Below are 20,856 nucleotides of genomic sequence, written 5' to 3'. Positions count from 1 at the left end.
TGAAGCCGCTCCTACAGAGAAAAAGGCAAACTGCCACCACGCTATATAACAGATCGATATAAAACTCTCGCAACTCACCCATGTCCTTCACTAGGTGCCCGGAATAAAGGGCACACCTCCCCAACGGCAAAACCGGTAAGGACTTATGTGCGGATTAGCAGGAGAGTTACGTTTCACCCCCATCGACCAGGCCCCACGCCCGGCGGACCTCGCCGCCGTGGAGCGCATCACCCACCACCTGGCGCCACGCGGCCCCGACGCCTGGGGCTTCCATAGCCAGGGCCCGATCGCCCTCGGCCACCGCCGGCTGAAGATCATGGACCTGTCCGATGGCTCGGCCCAGCCCATGGTCGACACGCCCCTGGGGCTGTCGCTGGCCTTCAACGGCGCCATCTACAACTTCCCCGAACTGCGCCAGGAGCTTCAGGCCCTGGGCTACCACTTTCACTCGGACGGCGACACCGAAGTGCTGCTCAAGGGCTACCACGCCTGGGGCGCGGCGCTGCTGCCCAAGCTCAACGGCATGTTCGCCCTGGCCATCTGGGAACGCGACAACCAGCGCCTGTTCCTGGCCCGCGACCGTCTCGGCGTCAAGCCGCTGTACCTGTCGCGCAACGGCGAACGCCTGCGCTTCGCCTCGACATTGCCGGCGCTGCTCAAGGGCGGCGATATCGACGCGATGATCGACCCGGTGGCGCTCAACCACTACCTCAACTTCCACGCCGTGGTCCCCGCGCCACGCACCCTGCTGGCCAATGTGCAGAAGCTCGAACCCGGCACCTGGATGCGTATCGACCACCACGGTGAAGTCGAGCGCCAGGCCTGGTGGCAATTGCACTACGGCCCGAACCCGGATGAGCGCGAACTTGACCTCGAAGGCTGGACCACCCGAGTGCTCGATACCACGCGCGACGCCGTGGCGGTCCGCCAGCGCGCGGCGGTGGATGTCGGCGTGCTGCTGTCCGGCGGCGTCGACTCCAGCCTGTTGGTCGGCCTGCTGCGCGAAACCGGGGTGGACGACCTGTCGACCTTCTCCATCGGCTTCGAGGATGCTGGTGGCGAGCGCGGTGACGAGTTCCAGTACTCCGACCTGATCGCCCGCCATTACGGCACCCGCCATCATCAACTGCGCATCGACGAACGCGAGATCATCGAACAGTTGCCGGCAGCGTTTCGTGCCATGAGCGAACCGATGGTCAGCCACGACTGCATCGCCTTCTACCTGCTCTCGCGGGAAGTGGCGAAACACTGCAAGGGCGTGCAGAGCGGCCAAGGCGCCGACGAGCTGTTCGCCGGCTATCACTGGTACCCGCAGGTCGACGGCGCCAAAGACGCATTCGGCGCCTACCGCGCCGCCTTCTTCGACCGCAGCCACGACGAATACCGCGAGACCGTGCAAGCGCCCTGGCTGCTGGAGAGCGATGCCGCGGGTGACTTCGTGCGCGAGCACTTCGCCCGCCCAGGTGCGCCCGATGCGGTGGACAAGGCCCTGCGCCTGGACAGCACGGTGATGCTGGTGGACGACCCGGTCAAGCGCGTGGACAACATGACCATGGCCTGGGGCCTGGAGGCGCGCACGCCTTTCCTGGACTACCGCCTGGTGGAGCTGTCGGCACGGATCCCGGCGTGCTTCAAGCTACCCGATGGCGGCAAGCAGGTGCTTAAGCAGGCAGCGCGGCGGGTCATCCCCCATGAAGTGATCGACCGCAAGAAGGGCTACTTCCCGGTCCCCGGCCTCAAGCATCTGCAAGGCGCGACCCTGGACTGGGTACGCGATCTGCTGACCGACCCCAGCCAGGACCGCGGCCTGTTCAACCCGGCAATGCTCGACCGCTTGCTGAGCAACCCGCACGGCCAGCTCACCCCGCTGCGCGGCTCCAAGCTGTGGCAGCTGGCCGCCTTGAACCTGTGGCTCAGCGAGCAAGGAATCTGATCGATGAAAGCGCATGAAATCGCCTACGGTCAGCGCTTGCTGCGCGGCCAGGCGCCGTCCTACGAGCGCCTGCAGGCGCGCCTGGCCGGTGACGGCAATCAACCTCACGATCAACCACGCGCGGTGCACTGTGGCTGGGGACGGTTGCTGATCGGGCACACCTATCCCGACCCGGTCAGCCTTGCCGAGGCCCTGCTGGAAGAACAGACCGGCGAGCGCGACATCGCCCTGTACGTGGCCGCTCCCCAGCAAGTGCTGGCTCAAGCGCCGCAACAGCTGTTCCTCGACCCGTCCGACACCCTGCGCCTGTGGTTCACCGATTACCGCCCCGCGCAACGGGTGTTCCGCGGCTTCCGCATCCGCCGCGCGCAAGGCGCCGCCGACTGGCAGGCGATCAACACGCTGTACCAGGCGCGCGGCATGTTGCCGGTCGATCCTGAGTTGCTCACCCCGCGCCACCTTGGCGGCCCGGTGTACTGGTTGGCCGAGGATGAAGACAGCAACGCAGTGATCGGCAGTGTCATGGGCCTGGACCATCACAAGGCCTTCGACGACCCCGAGCATGGCTGCAGCCTTTGGTGCCTGGCCGTCGACCCGCACGGCACGCGCCCGGGCGTCGGCGAGGTGCTGGTCCGCCATCTGGTCGAACACTACCTGAGCCGGGGCCTGGCCTACCTCGACCTCTCGGTGCTGCACGACAATCGCCAGGCCAAGCGCTTGTACCACAAGCTCGGTTTTCGCAACCTGCCGACGTTCGCGATCAAGCGCAAGAATGGCATCAACCAGCCGCTGTTCCTCGGGCCGGGGCCGGAGGCCGGGCTCAACCCCTATGCCCGGATCATCGTCGACGAGGCACTGCGCCGCGGCATCGATGTGCAGGTGGACGATGCCGCCAGCGGCCTGTTCACCCTGAGCCTGGGCGGGCGACGCATTCGCTGCCGCGAATCGCTCAGCGACCTGACCAGCGCCGTGACCATGACCCTCTGCCAGGACAAGTGCCTGACACGCAAGGTGCTGCACGCTGCCGGTCTGCAAGTACCGGCGCAACAACTGGCGGGCGCCGCCGACGACAACCAGGCGTTCCTCGACGAACATGGCGCGGTAGTGGTCAAGCCGGTGGACGGCGAACAAGGCCAGGGGGTAGCGGTGAACCTGAGCCGAATCGACGAACTCGACCAGGCCATCGAGCAGGCGCGGCGCTTCGACAGCCGCGTGTTGCTGGAGAGTTTTCACCCAGGCAGCGACTTGCGCATCCTGGTGATCGGCTACGAAGTGGTGGCCGCCGCCATCCGCCACCCGGCACAGGTGATTGGCGACGGCAGGCACAACCTCCACGCGCTGATCGACGCCCAGAGCCGCAGGCGCCAGGCCGCCACGGGTGGCGAGAGCCGCATCCCGCTGGACGACGAGACCGAGCGCACACTCAAGGCCGCGGGCCTGGGCTACCACCATGTGCTGCCGGCCGGGCAGCGCCTGGCCGTGCGACGCACCGCCAACCTGCACACCGGCGGCACGCTGGAGGACGTCACCGCACGCCTGCACCCGGTGCTGGCCGATGCCGCCGTGCGCGCCGCCCGCGCGCTGGAGATCCCGGTGGTGGGGCTGGATTTCATGGTTCGCGATGCCGAGCATCCGGACTACGTGATCATCGAAGCCAACGAGCGCGCAGGGTTGGCCAATCATGAGCCACAGCCCACCGCCGAACGATTCGTCGACCTGCTGTTTCCCCATAGCCGGCCATTGGTATGAACCCGTGCCGGCCTCTTCGCGGGCAAACCCGCTCCCACCCTGATGATCGGCACCGTACCTGTAGGAGCCGGCTTTGCCGGCGAAAGGGCCAGCAAACACGACACAAAGCCCAAGGAGCATTCCATGCCTGCATGCCCCCCCGAACCCGACCTCGACTACCTGAAGAAGGTTCTGCTGGAGATGCTCGCCATCCCCAGCCCCACCGGCTTCACCGACACCATCGTGCGCTATGTGGCCGAGCGCCTGGACGAACTTGGCATCCCCTACGAGCTCACCCGCCGCGGTACCATCCGCGCTACCCTGAAGGGCCGCCAGAGCTCGCCCGACCGTGCCGTTTCGGCGCACCTGGACACCATCGGCGCCAGCGTGCGCCAGTTGCAGGACAACGGTCGCCTGGCCCTGGCCCCGGTGGGCTGCTGGTCGAGCCGCTTCGCCGAAGGCAGCCGGGTCAGCGTGTTCACCGACACCGGCGTATTTCGCGGCAGCGTGCTGCCATTGATGGCCAGTGGGCACGCGTTCAATACCGCCATCGACCAGATGCCGATCAGTTGGGAGCACGTAGAGGTGCGCCTGGACGCCTACTGCGCCACCCGCGCCGACTGCGAGGCGCTGGGTATCGCCATCGGTGACTGCGTGGCGTTCGACCCGCTGCCGGAATTCACCGAAAGCGGCCATATCAGCGCCCGCCACCTGGACGACAAGGCTGGCGTGGCGGCCTTGCTGGCGGCGCTCAAAGCCGTGGTGGAAAGTGATCGCCAGCCGCTGATCGACTGCCACCCGCTGTTCACCATCACCGAGGAAACCGGCTCCGGTGCCGCGGCCGCCCTGCCTTGGGATGTCAGCGAGTTCGTTGGCATCGACATCGCCCCGGTGGCGCCGGGGCAAGCCTCCAGCGAGCATGCGGTGAGCGTGGCCATGCAGGATTCGTCCGGCCCTTACGACTACCACCTGTCACGCCACTTGCTGAAGCTTGCCGGTGACCAGGGCCTGCCCGTGCGCCGCGACCTGTTCCGCTACTACTTCAGCGATGCCCACTCGGCAGTTACCGCCGGGCACGATATCCGCACTGCCCTGGTGGCCTTCGGCTGCGATGCCACCCACGGTTACGAACGTACCCATATCGACAGCCTGGCCGCGCTCAGCCGTCTGCTCTCGGGCTACTTGCTCAGCCCGCCGGTGTTCGCCAGCGACTCGCAGCCGGCCAATGCCTCGCTGGAGCGCTTCAGCCACCAGCTGGAGCACGATGCGCAGATGGAGAGCGAAACACGGGTACCGGCGGTGGACAGCCTGGTGGGTAACAAGGGCTGACACGATTTCTGTAGGAGCGGCTTCAGCCGCGATCGCCCGCGAAGCGGGTGCAAGACACCGCGTTGCCTGCATCGCGGCTGAAGCCGCTCCTACATCCCTGCACTACACGATAACCGCCGATTTCACGTAGCATGGGCATCTTCCTACAAACGTCCCTCAGACCATGCTGATCCCCTACGACCAACTCGAAGCCGAAACCCTGACCCGCCTGATCGAGGACTTCGTCACCCGCGACGGCACCGACAACGGCGACGACACGCCCCTGGAAACCCGCGTACTGCGCGTGCGCCAGGCACTGGCCAAGGGCCAGGCGTTCATCCTGTTCGACGTGGAAAGCCAGCAATGCCAGCTACTGGCCAGGCATGACGTGCCCCGCGAGCTGCTGGGCTGACGCCCATCAGGCTTGCTGCTTCACCTGGGCCAACGCCTTGATCCGCTTGTACACCTCAACCCGGTGCACCTCGACATGACGAGGGGCCTGGATGCCGAAGCGCACCTGGCCGTTTTCCACCGCCATCACCTGAATCTTGATGTCATCGGCGATGATGATCACCTCGCCGATCTCGCGTCCGATTACCAGCATGCTCCGATCCTCTAGCTACAGGGAAAATCGGAGACTGCTCCCAGCCTTTTGCCTACACAATCGTTCGCCAGACAAATAGACCTGTCCTACCTGCGCCAGTAAAAAATCCTACAAAAACGCCGCTCAATTTCCGCTTCTGCGTGACTTCGCCCGCATCTTGACAGCCATGTCCGCCATCTCGTCGTAGAGACGCTGCGGTGCCTGGCACTTGAGCTGCCAGGCTTGGCGCCCAGCCTCATGGGGCAGGATCAGGAACTCGCCCGCCGCCACTCGACCATGAATGTACTCGGCGATGTCGGCGGCACTGATGGGCGAACCCTCCAGCAATTTGCCGACCTGTGCCTTCATTGCCGGGTCCGGCCCACGAAACGAGTCAAGCAGGTTGGTCTGGAAGAACGACGGGCAGACCACATGCACCGCGACCTCCGACTGGCGCAGTTCCACCAGCAGGCTTTCCGACAGCGCCAGCACGCCAGCCTTGGCCACGTTGTAGTTGCTCATGCCCGGCCCTTGCATCAAAGCGGCCATGGAGGCGATGTTGATGATCCGCCCCTTGCTGCGTTCGAGCAGCGGCAGGAAGGCCTTGCACCCCTTGACCACGCCCATCAGGTTGACCGCGATCTGCCAGTCCCAGTCCTCCAGCGACAACTCGGCGAAGAAACCGCCCGAGGCGACCCCGGCATTGTTGACGATCACGTCGATGCCACCGAACTTTTCCTCGCAGGCCTGGGCCAGGGCCCTGAGCTGGCTATAGTCGCGCACATCGCAGCGCTGAACGAAACCGTCGCCACCTACCTCGCGCACGTGCTCCAGGGTCTCGCGCAACCCGGCCTCGTTGACATCGGCCAAAGCCAGGCGCCAGCCGTCACGTGCCCAGCGCAGGGCAATCTCACGGCCAAGGCCGGAACCGGCGCCAGTGATCATCATTCGGTTGTGCATGGGGAAGTCGGGTCCTGATCGGTGGGAGTGGGCTGGAGTCTAGCCACAACCCAGGGGGCGGCGGTGCGGCATCAGGATGCTGAATACGGGGGTATCGGGACCTTCGCTGGCGGCTTGCCGGCATGACGATTGAATCTTTGCTCAACTGCGACGGTCGCAATCAGTAAGCGGCCAGCTTTGCGAGGCCCTTGACCCTCAACCACGCAAGGACTCCACCATGACCACGATCCTCATCATCATCCTGATCCTGTTGCTGATTGGCGGCTTACCGGTCTTCCCGCACTCGCGCAGCTGGGGCTATGGCCCTTCGGGCATCGTCGGCGTGGTGCTGGTGGTTCTGCTGGTGTTGCTGCTGCTCGGCAGAATATGACCGCCGGCTTGCCTGCCCTGAATGCGCTGCCTCCAGGGCAGGCAAGCGCCACGTTCAACTGCCGCCCTGGTGGTAGCAAGCCTGGTAGCGACGCAGCACGATCTCCAGTCGCTGAACCTCGAGCCCCAGCATGCGCAGGCTGCCAGCCATGGTGTTGATCCTGGCAGGTACCGTGACGCTTTGCTCCTCGATCAATTGGCAGGCCTCTATCAGTGCCTGCGCCTTGATCATCCGCACAGCCCCCTTGATCCGATGGGCGAGTAGCCGCATCCCCTGCAGGTCACGGTGCCGCGCACAGTGAAGCAGAAGCCTGGCATCATGGCGGTTGGTGTCGATCAGCATCTGCAGCAAGCTGACCAGCACCTTGGGCTCGCCAGCGGCCAAACGCTCGAGTTCAGCCATCTCCAGCCCCACCATACCCAGCATTCGAGCGCTGCCACAATTCAAGAGCGCTTGCAATTGGGTCACCGACAACGGTTTCGCCAGGCACCCATCCATCCCCGCCACGAAACAACGCTGCGCGTCCATTTTCCGTTGCCGGGCGGTGACCCCGAGTATCAGCGAGGGGCACAATTGCCGGCGTACCTCATGCAGGCGCAATGCGCGAGCCAGCCTGCAGCCATCCATGTTCGGCATGTTGCAATCGCTGAACACCACATCGAAGGGGGATGCCAGGTAAAGGCGCAACGCCTGGCGACCGTCGTCGACGACGGTGGCGTCATGCCCCAGGCGCAAGAGTTGAAGCTTGAACAACAGGCGACTGGCCGGGTGCCCGTCCACCACCAGCACGTTCAGACGTCTGGTACCTGGCTGCGGCTGAAGGGGGAAGCGTGACTCTGACAAGGGGCGCTCAATTGGAATGGCAGGCGTAGATACAACCCTATCCGTCTACCACTACCCTGTTGCGCCTGCCGATGCCAGCTATCCTGATCCGGCATCGGTACATGAAAGCCTGAAGCACTGGGCCCTACCAGCGCTGGCCTGCGCCGTCAGCAGGCGATCTGGCGAGGGTGACGACAGGCGTGATTGCCCCAGCCAGTGGATGCATCAGACCAACCCATTGCGCCGCGCGATGTCCGCCATGTCGATGACCGAAGCCACCTTGAGTTTTTCGATCAGGCGGACCTTGTAGGTGCTGATGGTCTTGTTGCTGAGCAGCATGGCCTCGCCAATGGCCTTGTTGCTCATGCCCCGCGCCAGGTGCTGCAGGATGATCAGCTCCCGGTTGGTGAGGCTGGCCAGCGCCTGGGCTTCATCCGCCTCCAGGTCGCGCCGGTTGACGGAGCTCAGGGCGACCTCCGGGAAGTAGGTGTAGCCCGACAATACCGTCATCACGGCCTTGCCGAGGGTCTGCAAGTCCTCGGTCTTGGACACGAACCCGGAGGCGCCTGCCTTCATGCAGCGCAACGAGAAGTTCTCGGTCAGTTGCGAGGTCAGCACCACCACTTTGGCCGGACGCTGCATGGCGTTGATCCGGGTGATCACCTCCAGGCCGTCGAGGCCTGGTATGAGCAAGTCGAGGATGACCACATCGGGCAGGCACTCACGGGCCAGCACGACAGCATCGATGCCGTTGTCCGCCTCCGCGACCACCTCCAGGCGCTCCTGGCGCAGCAGCATGCACACCGTGGCGCGGATGAAAGGGTGATCGTCGACCACCAGCGCTCTATACATGGGAGTCCTCCGCACGCGCGCGGCCAAGCCTAGGGTTCAGCATCGAACACGACCGTGGCCAAGCCGCTGTAGGTGCTCCCGGGATAGGCGAGCATACCGGTCACATCGTCACGCCCCACTGCGAAGTGCAACAGCCCGGGGCGGTTGAGGGTGGGCATGACCGATTCGAATTCAAGCGCCGCGGCCCTGCCGCTGGGTAGCGCCAAACGTTGCACTGCACCGCCGCGGTGCTGGATGCCAGCCGGCAAGCTCAGCGCCACCTCCACCGGCACCTCATGGCCACTGCCATTGCGGATGCCACAATCCGCCCTCGCATAATGCTGGCAGAGCTTGTAGACCTTGAACGGGCCAGTGGACCAAAGCCGGAAAGGCAGGTCGCGATAGAGCCCCTGGGGCGCCCCCCGGCCAGCCAGCCAGGCGCTCCAGCCCCCCTTGGGTTCCAGGACCGCACGCTCGGAGCCTGGGGCAAACTCGAAGACGAACGCATGCTGGACATCCAGCACGAAGTTCAGGGTCAGGTTGTCGCCACTGAGTGCGGTAACGCCGTTGCCGAAGTCGAAATCGCCACCCGGGCCGATGCTGTAGGTGACGCTGCCGCGGTAGATACCCGCCCGCAAACGATACGGGGGCGGGATGTCCAATGCGTATGACATGCCCATCTCGGTGATCTCCGAGACATCCACATGGCCGGCTGGCGCCCACGAGTAGCGGGTCCAGCAGGGTGTTGGCGCGCTGGGCTGGACAACACCCGTATGAAAACGGATGGTGTTCGTCGAGTGGGAGGTCAAGGTAGTCCAGCCATTGCAGCCACCCGAGATGCTGCCCATGTTCGGGCTGTAGCTGACGTTGCGGGACACGGTCTTCTGGCTGATGCTCTCGAACTGGAACGTCATGCGCCGGGACTCGCCGGTCTGGTCGTGATACACATCCACCTCCCGGCGCCCGGGAAACTGCAGGTAGAACCGATCACGCAGGTCCGCCGCGTCCTGGCGGCTGCGCTTGACGTAACTGATCGGTATCTCCACGGTGGAAGTCCCGTTGCACAGCGAGGCCCAGTGTTGGCACAGCCTGGCGGGTGGGGTGGTGTTGTCGAAGCGCCCCGAGCCGCCGCCCAGGTACTGCGCGGAAATGGTGGCCTCCAACCCGAGGGCGAACGGTGCGCAAAGTGACAGTACGGCTGCCAGGCCCTGCCTGGCCCACGCGGCGACGACAGTCATCCCTCCACCACCTTGTGCTGCTTGCGCCCCCCCTCATGCAGCTCGAACTGGTGCACCTTGTCGGCATCCCCGGTGAACTGCCGGCTGCGCCCGGGCAACAGGTGGTGCTTGGTCGCCTGCTCGCACGCCTCTCCCGCCGTGCGGCACTGGCGGAAATGGTCGAGCACCACGGTGGCGTTGCCTTGGTTTGTGACTTCCAACTGCCCCGCACGGCGTTGGATCGGGGTCTCGTAACGCGCCTGGGCCGGGCGCACGAACAATAGCGAGCCATAACCGGCCAGCAGGTTGACCCCGGCCTTGAGGCTGTCACGGTAGCGCTCGGCCTCCTGCGCATCTACCGCGAAGCCATCGCCGGCCTCTGGCAGCACCGGTACGAAGCGCAGGCGGAAGTAGCGTTCCTGTTCCCGCGGCCCGCGGTACAGCAGGCGCACTGCCTGCATGCCTTGGGCCGGGACGATCAGGCGTGCCGGGCTGGCCACCAGGCCACGCTGCTCCAGCGGCAGGCCATCGGTGTCGACCTCGCGGGCGTTGCCATCGGCGTCGTAGACCAGCTCGGCGACGGTGATCTTGACGAAGGCCGTGGTGTCCCCGCCGTTGCGCACCCGCTTCAAAAGCGTGCTGCGATCACTGTCGAGATAGTCGTACAAGGCGCCGACGTTGAGCTCGGGGGCGGCGTTGAGGCCCAGGGGCATGGCCAGCAGCGCCAGGGCGATCAGGCGTGAAAGGGTCATGATGTCAGTCTCCGTGCGTGCATGACGAGAGTATTGAAGCGATGCTTTGGCTGGCTATGGCACAAGCTGCCAGGCATTTCCGAAAGCCGGGTCGGACGCCTCCCAAACAGATGTTTCGAGCCTGCAATGACCTGCGCCGCCGGGCCGCCGCCACGTCGCTCAACCACGCCCTTTCTCCAGGCCGCGGCCACTGTCGGCCAGGCTGTCCGGTGCACACACCTGGTCGCCGGCCAGGATCACCTCGCCTTCGCGCTCCAGACGCGCCAGGTCCAGGTTCAACAGGCACACGGCGGCGCCTTGCCGGCGGATCTCCAGGGAGGGTGCCGACTCGCTCATTTCCACCGCGAAGAATCCATCCGCCTCGCTGACACTGCGGCTGGCGTGGTTGATCACCTGTGCCCCGCGGATTGGCTGGCCGTGGGTGTCGAACAGGCGCCCCAGCACGGTGACCGTGCGCAGCACCCGCAACTGGCGATAGGCGACACCGCCACGGTTGAGGTGGTAGTCCAGGCTCGATGGCTGGATCACTGCGGCGGTGGCGTCATGCCCCTCGAAATCGAACTGCACATGCCCGGCCCGGTAGGCCGTCACCGGCACAACGTTGCGCCCTGGGCGCAAACTGGCACTGCTGCCATGGTGGTCGTCGGCGCGCAGTTCGAGGCCAGGCAGATCGGTCTCGACATCGACGATCAGGCCCGCCTGGTAAGGCAGGTACTGGCCGCTCACGGCCCCTTTGCCCTCACCGACGGCGACCAGGCTCTGCAGGTTCAGGCCGCCATTGAAGTCACCGTTGTAGGAGGAGCGCTGGAAGTAGGCGTCGCCATTGAGTGCCTGTGATTCGAACTGGGTGTCGCCCCCCAGGCCCACGCCGTAGCGATCGGCGCTGGCGATCACACCGACGCTGCGCAGTGGCCCGATGTCAACGTCCTGCTGGTAGCCCAGCGAGGTGTTAAGGTCGCGTCCGCCCTCGCGCGAGGTACGGCTACCGACACTGGCCGACAGCCTTCGGCCGCCACCGCCCAGGCTCATGCTGAGCGCCAGGTTGACACCCCGGCTGCGTGCCTCGCCCGTGCCTTCGGTGCCGGGCCGATCGAACAGCGACAGGCGCCAGTTGGCGTCCGAGCCGAGCAGCTTGCCGTAGTAGGACCAGCCGACATCGACACCAGTGCCCTGGCTGGCACCGCTGCTGTGCGAAACACGCAGGCTTGCGGTGTTGCGCGGGTCGAGACGATGGTTGAGCGACAACGACGACTGGGTCTGACGCTGCGGGAAACGATTCTCGCGGCCGCTGTCGGTAGGTGCGAGCCAGGTGCGACCATGGCTGGCCACCAGCGAACCGCTACCAAAGGTGTGGATCGCCTGCACATCGAAGCCGTTGCCGTGGCCCTGGGCCTGGAACAGGTTGGCGTACAGCTTGAACCGGTCGGCCACGTCCCAGTCCAGCGACGTGCCGTATTGCATGGCAGCGTCGATATGCTGCGCGGACAGCCCGACGATTGCCCGCGGATGCAGCAGGTAGTTGCCCAGCACACCGGCACTGAGGCTGCGCTCATGGTCGTTGCGCCAGTTGCTCAGCATACTGGTCTGGCGCCCGAGATAGACGTTGTAGCGCCAGGGCGCATCGGTGCTGCGCCAGTTGCTGGGCTTGTAGATGAACGCCTGGGTGCGCGAGGACACCTGACCGTCCTCCACCAGGCGCACTTCCACCTCATAGATGCCGCCGGGCAGGACCTTGGTGTCCAGGGTCTGCAGGCCCGGTTGCACCGGTTGACTGTTGATCAGCACGCCATTGCGATAGATCTCCGCCACCGCGGGCCGATCGGGGGTGACGTAGATCGGCGTGGCGCTGGGGGCACCGTTGTCGATGGCCAGGCCATCGCTGCTGCCGAACATCAGCCCCATGGTGGTGTCGGGGCTGGCGCCCATCAGCCGAGGCTGGCGGGTGAGGCCCTGGGCGCTGGGCGTGAAGTAACCCAGGCGATAGAAATGCTCCTCGACCAGACGTTCGCCATACAACTGGTCGACCCGGTAGCGGGTGCCCTGCTGGCTGTCGCTGCCACGGTCGAGCTGGCCATCGGCCAGGGCTGTCCAGTGGCCGACGCTGCCCTGCCCCTGCAATGCATAACGGCCGCTGGTGCCACGCCCATCCTCCACCAGGTTGAGCTGGTTGCGCAGCAACAGCCCATAGCTGCCCTGCTCGGGCGTGCGGTGAAAACGCTCGTCCTGGCCCACCGCCTCGGCCTGGTTGGTGAGCAGGGACAGTTGCGAATTGACCAGGCTGTAGTGCAAGGCGCGCAAGCCGTCTGGACAATCACTGCGGCAATCACCCAGCGCACGCCCGTCGCCCAGACGTTCGCGCCAGCGCCGGCGCAGGCTTTCCGGTTCGCGGCTGTCCTGGGTGTCGGTAAATTCGATCAGTTGAACGTGCTGGTCACGGGTCAATACCACCATGGCGTCGCCCAGGTAGCGACCATCCAGGTCGACCCGCACGGCCAGCGGCACATCGTAGAAATGCGCCTCGAAATCGCGCGGTAGCCCTTCGATGGCGCCCAGGGTCGAGCCCAGGGTGGGCGGCACCGCCAGGCAGGCGGCCAAAGGCAACCAACGTCGCAGCACCACGAAAAAGGAATGAGTGATCGGCATGAGCATCGCTTGCAGGCAATACCCTCCCGGCCCCTGGCAGCCGCCAGGAGCAAGGAGGGGCAACAACGGATGGGGTTATCGAACGGCGTGGTGCCTCAGGGCGCGGCCGTCTCGAAGATCATGCTGACCAGGCCCTGGTAGTTGCCTGGCTCATAGCCACCAACGGGAGCGGCCTGGGCAGCCACCTCGAAGCCAATGATTGCGCCTGGGGCAGCCTGGGCGGCGCTTAGCACCTCCGACGGCGTGGTTTGCAGCATGGTGTCGCCGACCTTGACGTCCAGGCCGATGTTGCTGGTGCCGCTGGCGATCACGGCGGGCGAGACCAGGTAGGCGCTGATCGGGCCAACGGTGCTCTTGACCTGCAGTTCCTTGCGGATGGGTTCGAGCTTGGCCTGGTACGAGTTCCAGGCCATCTCCTGCGGGTCGTTCATCCAGTTGCCGCCCACCGGCTCGACGAAGAAGGCGTCGGTCGGTACCTGGGCGATCACCTGGACCTGCTTTTCGATCGGGTCGACGGCAAAGGCCGAACCGACGCAGAGCATAGCCAGGGGAAGGGCGAGTAACGTACGTTTCACGAATCTGATCTCCTTGAAGTGGTCAATGCCGAACCGGTCGTTCCCGGCCGGCGAGGAGAATTATCCGTGGCGTCCCCGTGGTGATTGATTAGGACCGTTCCGAGTGGCCCTAGGAAATTTCCCAGGACGCTGAATGCAGCCTGTGGGGCTATAGGGGCTGTGGTCCACTGTTGGGCTTCAGCCGTGATGCTGGCATCGCGGCGCATGGCACCCGCTGTGCGGGTGAGCGCGGCTGAAGCCGCTCCTACAGTGGTCAGGCCCAATCGATGAGCGCCAGGGCGCCACTCAAAGTTCGGCGTCGAACACCACCGTCACCTGCCCCTGGTAGGTGGTGCCCGCATGGCGGGTCATCTCCCCCACCGCTTCCCGACCCACCTGGAAATGCACTTGCCCTGGATGATTGGCCAGCAGTTGCTGTGGCTCGAACACCGGAGCCCCCACCGCGCCGGTGGTCAGCTGGATGCGCCGTGCCGCATCACCGCCATGCTGGACATTGCCCGGCAATGACAGCCCGACTTCCACCGGTACCGAATGATTCGACGCATTGCGGATGCCGCAATGCTCGCCGATGTCGTACTCGCAGCGCTTGTAGACCTTGAACGGCCCTGTGGACCAGATCCGGAAAGGTAGGTCACGTTCAAGCCTCGGCGGTACACCTCGTCCCCCCAGGTAGGCCTGCCAGCCTCCTGGCGGTTCCAGCACGGCACGCTCGGAGCCTGGAGGAAAACGCAGGTACAGGTCATGCCGAACGTCCAGTTCGAGGTGCACCGTGAGCATGGCGTTATTGAAGTTCGTGGCATTGTTGCCAAACGCGAAGTCACCATCGCCCCCCACCGTGAACTGCGTACTGCCTTTGTACGTCCCTTGGGGCATACCGATGGGCCGTGGCATGATCAATCTGTAGGTCGCACCGGCCAGGCCAACCTCGCTTTCCACCTGTTCTCCCACCCCACCATCGCTGGAGTCGCTGTAGCACGGCTGTGGAGCCTGCGGATTGTTGATGGACCAGACAAAGCGCCCATAGGCGCCCCAGTTGCGGCTGATACTGGCGGCCAGCATGCAGCCACCTTCCATGTCGAATATCGGCACCCCCGGTGTGCCTTTGGTGCGCTCGAGCTGCAGGCTGAACTGTTCGAACGCAAGGGTGACTGGATAACTGTCGAGTGTCGATTGGTTGACTACGGTCACGGTCCGCTGGGCGGGAAGCCTGACAAAGAAACGGTCTCGTGGATCTGTCGCCCCTTTGCTCGTCGTCTTCAGAAAACTGAGGGGCAGGTCCACCGTGTCATTCCGGCATATCGAAGGCCATTGCCCGCAAAAGTCGGCCTGGGGGGTCGTGTTCTCGAACTGCCCTGCGGCATCGCCCACATAACGCGCCGACAGCGTCACATCCGATGCCCAGGCAGGGGGCGGGCCACTGGCAGCCAAGCCCAGTATGCTCAACAGGAACACCCTGGCATGATTCATCCGGTTTTTTCTCCTTGCGCCATGAAGTTGGGACAAGGATTCTTCACCTGCATACTGCGCCCGTACTTCGGACCGCTCCGAACCACGCTCGGAATTTTCCCAGTTACAGGCAACCCGCTTTGGAAACAACGACGCCCCGGCAAGCCGGGGCGTCGTTCAGGCAGTACAACCTATCAGTGAGAAACCGCCCCACTGGCCCCCAGGCCGGTCTGCGAACGCACGAACTGCGGGAAGAACAGCGCCCGCTCGTCCTCGGCGGCCTTGGACTTGTCGGTGACCGAGAAGAACCAGATGCCGGCGAAGGCGATGATCATCGAGAACAGCGCCGGGTACTCGTACGGGTAGATGGCTTTCTCGTGACCGAGGATCTGCACCCAGATGGTCGGCCCGAGGATCATCAGGCCCACCGCGCTCACCAGGCCCATCCAGCCGCCGATCATGGCGCCGCGGGTGGTCAGTTTCTTCCAGTACATCGAGAGCAGCAGCACCGGGAAGTTGCAGCTGGCGGCGATGGAGAAGGCCAGGCCGACCATGAAGGCGATGTTCTGCTTCTCGAACAGAATCCCTAAGCCGATCGCCAGCACGCCCAGGGCGACAGTGGTGATCTTCGACACGCGGATCTCATCCTTGTCGTTGGCCTTGCCCTTGCGCCAGACGCTGGCGTACAGGTCATGGGACACCGCCGAGGCACCGGCCAGGGTCAGGCCGGCGACCACCGCCAGGATGGTGGCGAAGGCCACCGCCGAGATGAAGCCGAGGAACACGCTGCCGCCCACGGCATCGGCCAGGTGCACCGCCGCCATGTTGTTGCCGCCGATCAGGGCGCCGGCGGCATCCTTGAAGTCCGGGTTGGTGCTGACCAGCAGGATCGCGCCAAAACCGATGATGAAGGTCAGGATGTAGAAGTAGCCGATGAAACCGGTGGCATAGAGCACGCTCTTGCGGGCTTCCTTGGCATCGCTGACGGTGAAGAAGCGCATCAGGATATGCGGCAGGCCAGCGGTACCGAACATCAGTGCCAGGCCAAGGGAGAATGCCGAGATCGGGTCCTTGACCAGGCCGCCCGGGCTCATGATCGCCTCACCCTTGGCGTGCACCTTGATTGCCTCGGAGAACAGGGTGTTGAAGTCGAACCCTACGTGCTTCATCACCATCAGTGCCATGAAGCTGGCACCGGACAGCAGCAGCACCGCCTTGATGATCTGCACCCAGGTGGTGGCCAGCATGCCGCCGAACAGCACGTACAGGCACATCAGGATACCGACGAGGATCACCGCCACATGGTAGTCCAGGCCGAACAGCAGCTCGATGAGCTTGCCGGCCCCCACCATCTGGGCGATCAGGTAGAACGCCACCACCACCAGCGAACCGGAGGCCGACAGGGTGCGGATTTCCTTCTGCCCGAGGCGATACGAGGCCACGTCGGCGAAGGTGTACTTGCCCAGGTTGCGCAGGCGTTCGGCGATCAGGAACAGGATGATCGGCCAGCCAACCAGGAAGCCGATGGAGTAGATCAGGCCGTCGTAGCCGGAGGTGAACACCAGTGCGGAAATGCCCAGGAACGAGGCCGCCGACATGTAGTCACCGGCGATCGCCAGGCCGTTCTGGAAGCCGGTGATCTTGCCCCCGGCCGCATAGTAGTCGGCGGCCGACTTGTTGCGCTTGGAGGCCCAGTAGGTGATGCCCAGGGTGAAGGCGACGAAGGCCACGAACATGGCGATCGCCGCGACGTTCAGCGGCTGTTTCTGCACCTCGCCGGTCAGGGCATCGGCGGCCCACACGGCGGGTGCGAAAACGCCGCAGGCCAGGACGGCCATGGTTTTCATGTGACGGATCATTGCTTGGCCTCCTCGAGGATCGCCTTGTTCAACTGATCGAACTCGCCGTTGGCGCGGCGCACATAGATGGCCGTGAGCACGAACGCCGAGAGGATCAGGCCGACGCCCAGGGGAATGCCCCAGGTGATCGACGAGCCGGGGCTGAGCTTGCTGCCCAGCACGTGCGGGCCATAGGCGATGAGGAGGATGAAGGCGCAGTAGAGGCCGAGCATGATCGCCGAGAGAATCCAGGCGAAGCGCTCGCGTTTGCTGACCAGTTCCTTGAAGCGCGGACTGTTCTGTATCGATTGATAAATGCTGTCGTTCATTGTTTTTGTCCTAGCAGCACAGAGTAGGGAGAACCCGACTCCAACTTTATGCTGCCGTTGGACGCCAACCAGACGACCTTAGTCTTAGATGCAACGGTGTTTTACAGATTCCGCAACAACCGTTCACCCTGTAGGAGCGGCTTTAGCCGCGATGTGAGCTTCGCAGTGCCAGGCACCCGCTTCGCGGGTGATCGCGGCTGAAGCCGCTCCTACAGCGGTCGTATCGGATCAATGGGCCAAATCGAGCTACTTGCCGGTCCACTCCTTGACCCGCTCCGGGTGCTTGGCCACCCAGTCCTTGGCCGCCGCCTCGGGCTTGGCACCTTCCTGGATCGCCAGCATCACCTCGCCGATCTCGTCCTTGGACTGCCACTGGAATTTCTTCAGGAATTCGGCCACTTCCGGCGCCTTGCCCGCGAGCTCCTTGCTGCCGATGCTGTTGACCGTCTCGGCCGCGCCATACACGCCCTTGGGATCCTCGAGGAACTTCAGCTTCCACTTGGCGAACATCCAGTGCGGCACCCAGCCGGTCACGGCGATGGATTGATTCTTGGCGTAGGAACGTCCCAGTTCGGCGGTCATCGCCGCACCGGAACTGGCGGTCAGCTTGTAACCGGTCAGGTCGTAGTCCTTGATCGCCTGCTCGGTCTTGAGCATCACTCCGGAGCCTGCGTCGATGCCGACGATCTTCTGCTTGAAGCTCTGGTCGGTCTTGAGGTCCTCGATGCTGTTGGCCTTGACGTACTCGGGGACGATCAGGCCGATCTTGGCGTCCTTGAAGTTGGGCCCGTAGTCGACGACGCTGTCCTTGTTCTTCGCCCAGTACTCGCCATGGGTGACCGGCAGCCAGGCCGAGAGCATGGCGTCGAGCTTGCCGGTGGCCACGCCCTGCCACATGATCCCGGTGGCCACGGCCTGCAGCTTCACGTCATAGCCGAGCTTCTGCCTGATGACTTCGGCGGCCACGTTGGTGGTCGCCACGCTGTCGGACCAACCATCCACGTAACCGATGCTCACTTCTTTGGCCATTGCCTGCGCAGTGCTCATGGCCAATACCAGGGCGGTGCCCACCCCCAGGAAACGTCGCATACTCATCAAAGCATCCCCTCGTCAGGTCTTGGAGATTGCATCATCGACCTGCCCCGGCGCGCGACCTGCTCTGTCAGCGACCTCCAGCGAACGATCAGCGACAGCACTGTGCCATTAACGTCATCGCGTGATAGCGGTCTGCGCGATCCTTGCATGCCAAAGGCTTGGCGCCGGGCTACTATCACAGCCTTTGGCCGGTCTGTACCGGCCCTTTCGCCGGCAAGGCCGGCTCCTACAGGGGAACGTGACCACCCGATGCTCCGCACGACCTACCTGCTCGCCTGCCTGCTTGCCTTAACCTGCCTGGGTGCCCTCTGGTACGGCCTGGGCAAACCGGTGCACCTGCCCGATGCGGCCAGCCCGACGCACAAGCTGCAGTGCGCCTCCTACACCCCGTTCGACAAGGACCAGTCGCCGTTCGACCAGCCGTTCCGCCTGCGCCCGGCGCGCATGGACGCCGACCTCGCATTGCTGGCCGAGCGCTTCCAGTGCATCCGCACCTACTCGATGACCGGCCTGGAGGCGATCCCGGCGCTGGCGCGCAAGCATGGTTTGAAGGTGATGCTGGGTGCCTGGGTCAATGCCAACCCGGTGGACACCGACAAGGAAATCGACCTGCTGGTCGCCGCAGCCAATGCCAACCCGGATGTGGTCAGCGCGGTGATCGTCGGTAACGAGGCGCTGCTGCGCAAGGAAGTGACCGGCGAGCGCCTGGCGGCACTGATAGGCAAGGTGAAAAGCCAGGTCAGCGTGCCGGTGACCTACGCCGACGTCTGGGAGTTCTGGCTGCAGCACCCGCAGGTGGCACCGGCGGTGGACTTCCTCACCATCCACCTGCTGCCTTACTGGGAGGACGACCCACGCGGTATCGACGCGGCCCTGGCCCATGTAGCTGAAGTTCGCCAGGTGTTCGGCAACCGTTTCGCGCCCAAGGATATCCTGATCGGCGAGACCGGCTGGCCCAGCGAGGGCCGCCAGCGCGAAACGGCCGTGCCCAGCAGGGTCAACGAAGCGCGCTTCATTCGCGGGTTCGTGGCCCAGGCCGAAGCCAATGGCTGGCACTACAACCTGATCGAAGCCTTCGACCAACCATGGAAGCGCGCCAGCGAGGGTGCGGTGGGCGGATTCTGGGGCCTGTACGACGCCGACCGCCAGGACAAGAGTGTACTCGAAGGGCCGGTGAGCAACCTGGCGCTGTGGCCGCAATGGTTGCTGGCCAGCGTGCTGTTGATGCTGGCCACCCTGGCCCTGGCCGGGCGCCCGGCCACTGCTCGTGCTGCCCTGTTGCTGCCACTACTGGCGGCCTTGGGCGCCGGTAGCCTGGGGCTGTGGGGCGAACTGATGCGCACCAACGCCCGTTTTGCCGGGGAATGGTTGTGGGCCGTGGCCCTGGCTGGGCTGAACCTGCTGGTACTGGCCCAAGGCGCGCTGGCCCTGGCCCGTCGCGAGGGGTGGCGCCAGCGGTGGTTCACCTGGCTCGAGCGCCATGGCGGCACGTGGTTGCTGGCGGCGGGGTTCGCTGCGGCAGTGAGCATGCTGGCGATGGTGTTCGACCCGCGCTATCGCAGCTTCCCCAGTGCGGCGCTGCTGCTGCCGGCAGTGGTGTACCTGCTGCGGCCGGTGGCTGCACGGCGGGCGGAAGTCGCGCTGCTGGCGTTCATCATCGGCGCGGGCATTGCGCCGCAGCTGTTCCAGGAGGGGCTAAGCAATCAGCAGGCCTGGGGCTGGGCGGTGGTCAGCGTGATGATGACCGGGGCATTGTGGCGCAGCCTGCGGTTGCGCTCGACGTGAAGCTCGCCGGCAAGGCCGGCTCCTACGGGTCCGCGCGCACCCGTAGGAGCCGGCTTTGCCGGCGAACGCGTCATCAACCGCCCGGCACTTGCCGAACCAGGCGCAACCCCGCCAGCACCACCGTGAACACCGCGATGCTTGCGGTATAGAGCACCAGCGCCGGAACCCCGCATACCAAGGCCAGCACCGCCAGCCCCCCCCCCAACCTTGCAGGAAGCAGTTGGGCAAGCAACGCCAGCCCCAATCCGGCCCAGGCAATCACCTGGAAATGAATCGCCAACCCCAGCAGCGAGCGCACCTGGCATTGCCACTGCTCGCCCGGCACGCTGCACAGCCCCACCCAACGGGCATCCTCCATCAACTCGTAGCGCACGCCATAACTGGCGGCCAGCCACAGGGCCAGGAACAGCAGCAAGGCAACGACCGAAAGCGACCGCGACATCCCGTTCTCCAATAGCGGTAATCGAAACGCCGCATGATCGCCCAAGGCCCGATGTAAGGCAAAATCACCCGCCTGCAGCTATGTTGCACAAGACAAACATTGCCCGGCGCGGCAACATCTGGCGCGACAAAGGTATGAACGGCGGCAACTTTGCTCCGCCAACCGTGGTCCTAGCCTGCGTCTTGATTGCACGACCTTG

Annotated in this window: 19 protein-coding genes; 6 read left to right on the top strand and 13 right to left on the bottom strand. The window is 64.7% G+C overall.

Annotation, left to right across the window (positions count from 1 at the left end; genetic code table 11):
• Positions 1-145 precede the first annotated feature (145 nt).
• The 4 genes from NGM28_RS13655 to NGM28_RS13640 all read left to right on the top strand — a co-directional run bounded on the left by NGM28_RS13655 (position 146) and on the right by NGM28_RS13640 (position 5,381).
• Positions 146-1,933, top strand: a complete 1,788-nt coding sequence (locus tag NGM28_RS13655) for an N-acetylglutaminylglutamine amidotransferase (protein WP_252090503.1) — start codon at positions 146-148, stop codon at positions 1,931-1,933.
• 3 nt (positions 1,934-1,936) lie between these two features.
• Positions 1,937-3,682 (top strand): N-acetylglutaminylglutamine synthetase, encoded by a 1,746-nt coding sequence (gene ngg, locus NGM28_RS13650; RefSeq protein WP_252090502.1) that lies wholly within the window; start codon positions 1,937-1,939, stop codon positions 3,680-3,682.
• A gap of 123 nt (positions 3,683-3,805) precedes the next feature.
• The gene (locus NGM28_RS13645; RefSeq protein WP_240065941.1) at positions 3,806-4,990 is read left to right on the top strand and encodes an osmoprotectant NAGGN system M42 family peptidase; all 1,185 of its coding nucleotides are present in this window, start codon (positions 3,806-3,808) and stop codon (positions 4,988-4,990) included.
• A 163-nt stretch (positions 4,991-5,153) separates the two neighbouring features.
• Complete coding sequence (locus tag NGM28_RS13640) at positions 5,154-5,381, top strand: YheU family protein (RefSeq protein WP_240065940.1); 228 nt, start codon at positions 5,154-5,156, stop codon at positions 5,379-5,381.
• 6 nt (positions 5,382-5,387) lie between these two features.
• On the opposite strand, the gene csrA is transcribed toward NGM28_RS13640, so the two are convergent.
• Entirely contained in the window at positions 5,388-5,573 is a 186-nt protein-coding gene (csrA, locus tag NGM28_RS13635; protein WP_240065939.1) for a carbon storage regulator CsrA, read from the bottom strand.
• Positions 5,574-5,696: 123 nt separating this feature from the next.
• Positions 5,697-6,512: an SDR family oxidoreductase gene (locus NGM28_RS13630; protein WP_240065938.1), complete on the bottom strand. Its 816-nt coding sequence runs from the start codon at positions 6,510-6,512 to the stop codon at positions 5,697-5,699.
• Positions 6,513-6,729: 217 nt separating this feature from the next.
• Here NGM28_RS13630 and NGM28_RS13625 point away from each other — a divergent pair, with 217 nt between their 5' ends.
• Entirely contained in the window at positions 6,730-6,882 is a 153-nt protein-coding gene (locus NGM28_RS13625; protein ID WP_009682861.1) for a DUF3309 family protein, read from the top strand.
• 54 nt (positions 6,883-6,936) lie between these two features.
• Here NGM28_RS13625 and NGM28_RS13620 read toward each other — a convergent pair whose 3' ends face one another.
• From NGM28_RS13620 to NGM28_RS13575, 10 genes are all read right to left on the bottom strand, one after another.
• The gene (locus NGM28_RS13620) at positions 6,937-7,725 is read right to left on the bottom strand and encodes a response regulator (RefSeq protein WP_252090501.1); all 789 of its coding nucleotides are present in this window, start codon (positions 7,723-7,725) and stop codon (positions 6,937-6,939) included.
• 204 nt (positions 7,726-7,929) lie between these two features.
• On the bottom strand, positions 7,930-8,556 hold the full coding sequence (locus tag NGM28_RS13615) for a response regulator transcription factor (protein ID WP_252090500.1): 627 nt from the start codon (positions 8,554-8,556) through the stop codon (positions 7,930-7,932).
• A 29-nt stretch (positions 8,557-8,585) separates the two neighbouring features.
• Positions 8,586-9,773, bottom strand: a complete 1,188-nt coding sequence (locus NGM28_RS13610; protein ID WP_252090499.1) for a hypothetical protein — start codon at positions 9,771-9,773, stop codon at positions 8,586-8,588.
• Positions 9,770-10,504 carry a fimbrial biogenesis chaperone gene (locus tag NGM28_RS13605; protein ID WP_252090498.1) on the bottom strand — a complete coding sequence of 245 codons (735 nt, stop codon included), beginning with the start codon at positions 10,502-10,504 and terminating at the stop codon, positions 9,770-9,772. The genes NGM28_RS13610 and NGM28_RS13605 overlap by 4 nt, the downstream gene beginning before the upstream one ends.
• 159 nt (positions 10,505-10,663) lie before the next feature.
• Positions 10,664-13,147 (bottom strand): CS1-pili formation C-terminal domain-containing protein, encoded by a 2,484-nt coding sequence (locus tag NGM28_RS13600; RefSeq protein WP_252090497.1) that lies wholly within the window; start codon positions 13,145-13,147, stop codon positions 10,664-10,666.
• Positions 13,148-13,242: 95 nt separating this feature from the next.
• A complete protein-coding gene (locus tag NGM28_RS13595) occupies positions 13,243-13,722 on the bottom strand; it encodes a CS1 type fimbrial major subunit (RefSeq protein ID WP_252090496.1) in 480 nt (159 codons plus the stop codon).
• A 285-nt stretch (positions 13,723-14,007) separates the two neighbouring features.
• Entirely contained in the window at positions 14,008-14,910 is a 903-nt protein-coding gene (locus tag NGM28_RS13590; RefSeq protein WP_252090495.1) for a hypothetical protein, read from the bottom strand.
• 452 nt (positions 14,911-15,362) lie between these two features.
• Entirely contained in the window at positions 15,363-17,015 is a 1,653-nt protein-coding gene (locus NGM28_RS13585) for a cation acetate symporter (protein WP_430624217.1), read from the bottom strand.
• 8 nt (positions 17,016-17,023) lie between these two features.
• On the bottom strand, positions 17,024-17,335 hold the full coding sequence (locus tag NGM28_RS13580) for a DUF485 domain-containing protein (protein WP_252090494.1): 312 nt from the start codon (positions 17,333-17,335) through the stop codon (positions 17,024-17,026).
• A gap of 246 nt (positions 17,336-17,581) precedes the next feature.
• Positions 17,582-18,430: a glycine betaine ABC transporter substrate-binding protein gene (locus NGM28_RS13575; RefSeq protein WP_011532740.1), complete on the bottom strand. Its 849-nt coding sequence runs from the start codon at positions 18,428-18,430 to the stop codon at positions 17,582-17,584.
• 249 nt (positions 18,431-18,679) lie between these two features.
• Here NGM28_RS13575 and NGM28_RS13570 point away from each other — a divergent pair, with 249 nt between their 5' ends.
• Positions 18,680-20,215, top strand: a complete 1,536-nt coding sequence (locus NGM28_RS13570) for a glycoside hydrolase family 17 protein (protein WP_252090493.1) — start codon at positions 18,680-18,682, stop codon at positions 20,213-20,215.
• 73 nt (positions 20,216-20,288) lie between these two features.
• Here NGM28_RS13570 and NGM28_RS13565 read toward each other — a convergent pair whose 3' ends face one another.
• Positions 20,289-20,657 (bottom strand): hypothetical protein, encoded by a 369-nt coding sequence (locus NGM28_RS13565; RefSeq protein ID WP_252090492.1) that lies wholly within the window; start codon positions 20,655-20,657, stop codon positions 20,289-20,291.
• Positions 20,658-20,856 lie beyond the last annotated feature (199 nt).

Origin of the sequence: Pseudomonas sp. MWU13-3659 (assembly GCF_023757525.1) — a bacterium.
GTDB classification, from domain to species: Bacteria; Pseudomonadota; Gammaproteobacteria; order Pseudomonadales; family Pseudomonadaceae; genus Aquipseudomonas; species Aquipseudomonas entomophila_E.
The sequence above is the reverse complement of the archived record's forward strand: the minus strand, read 5'-3'. Positions and strand labels throughout refer to the sequence as shown.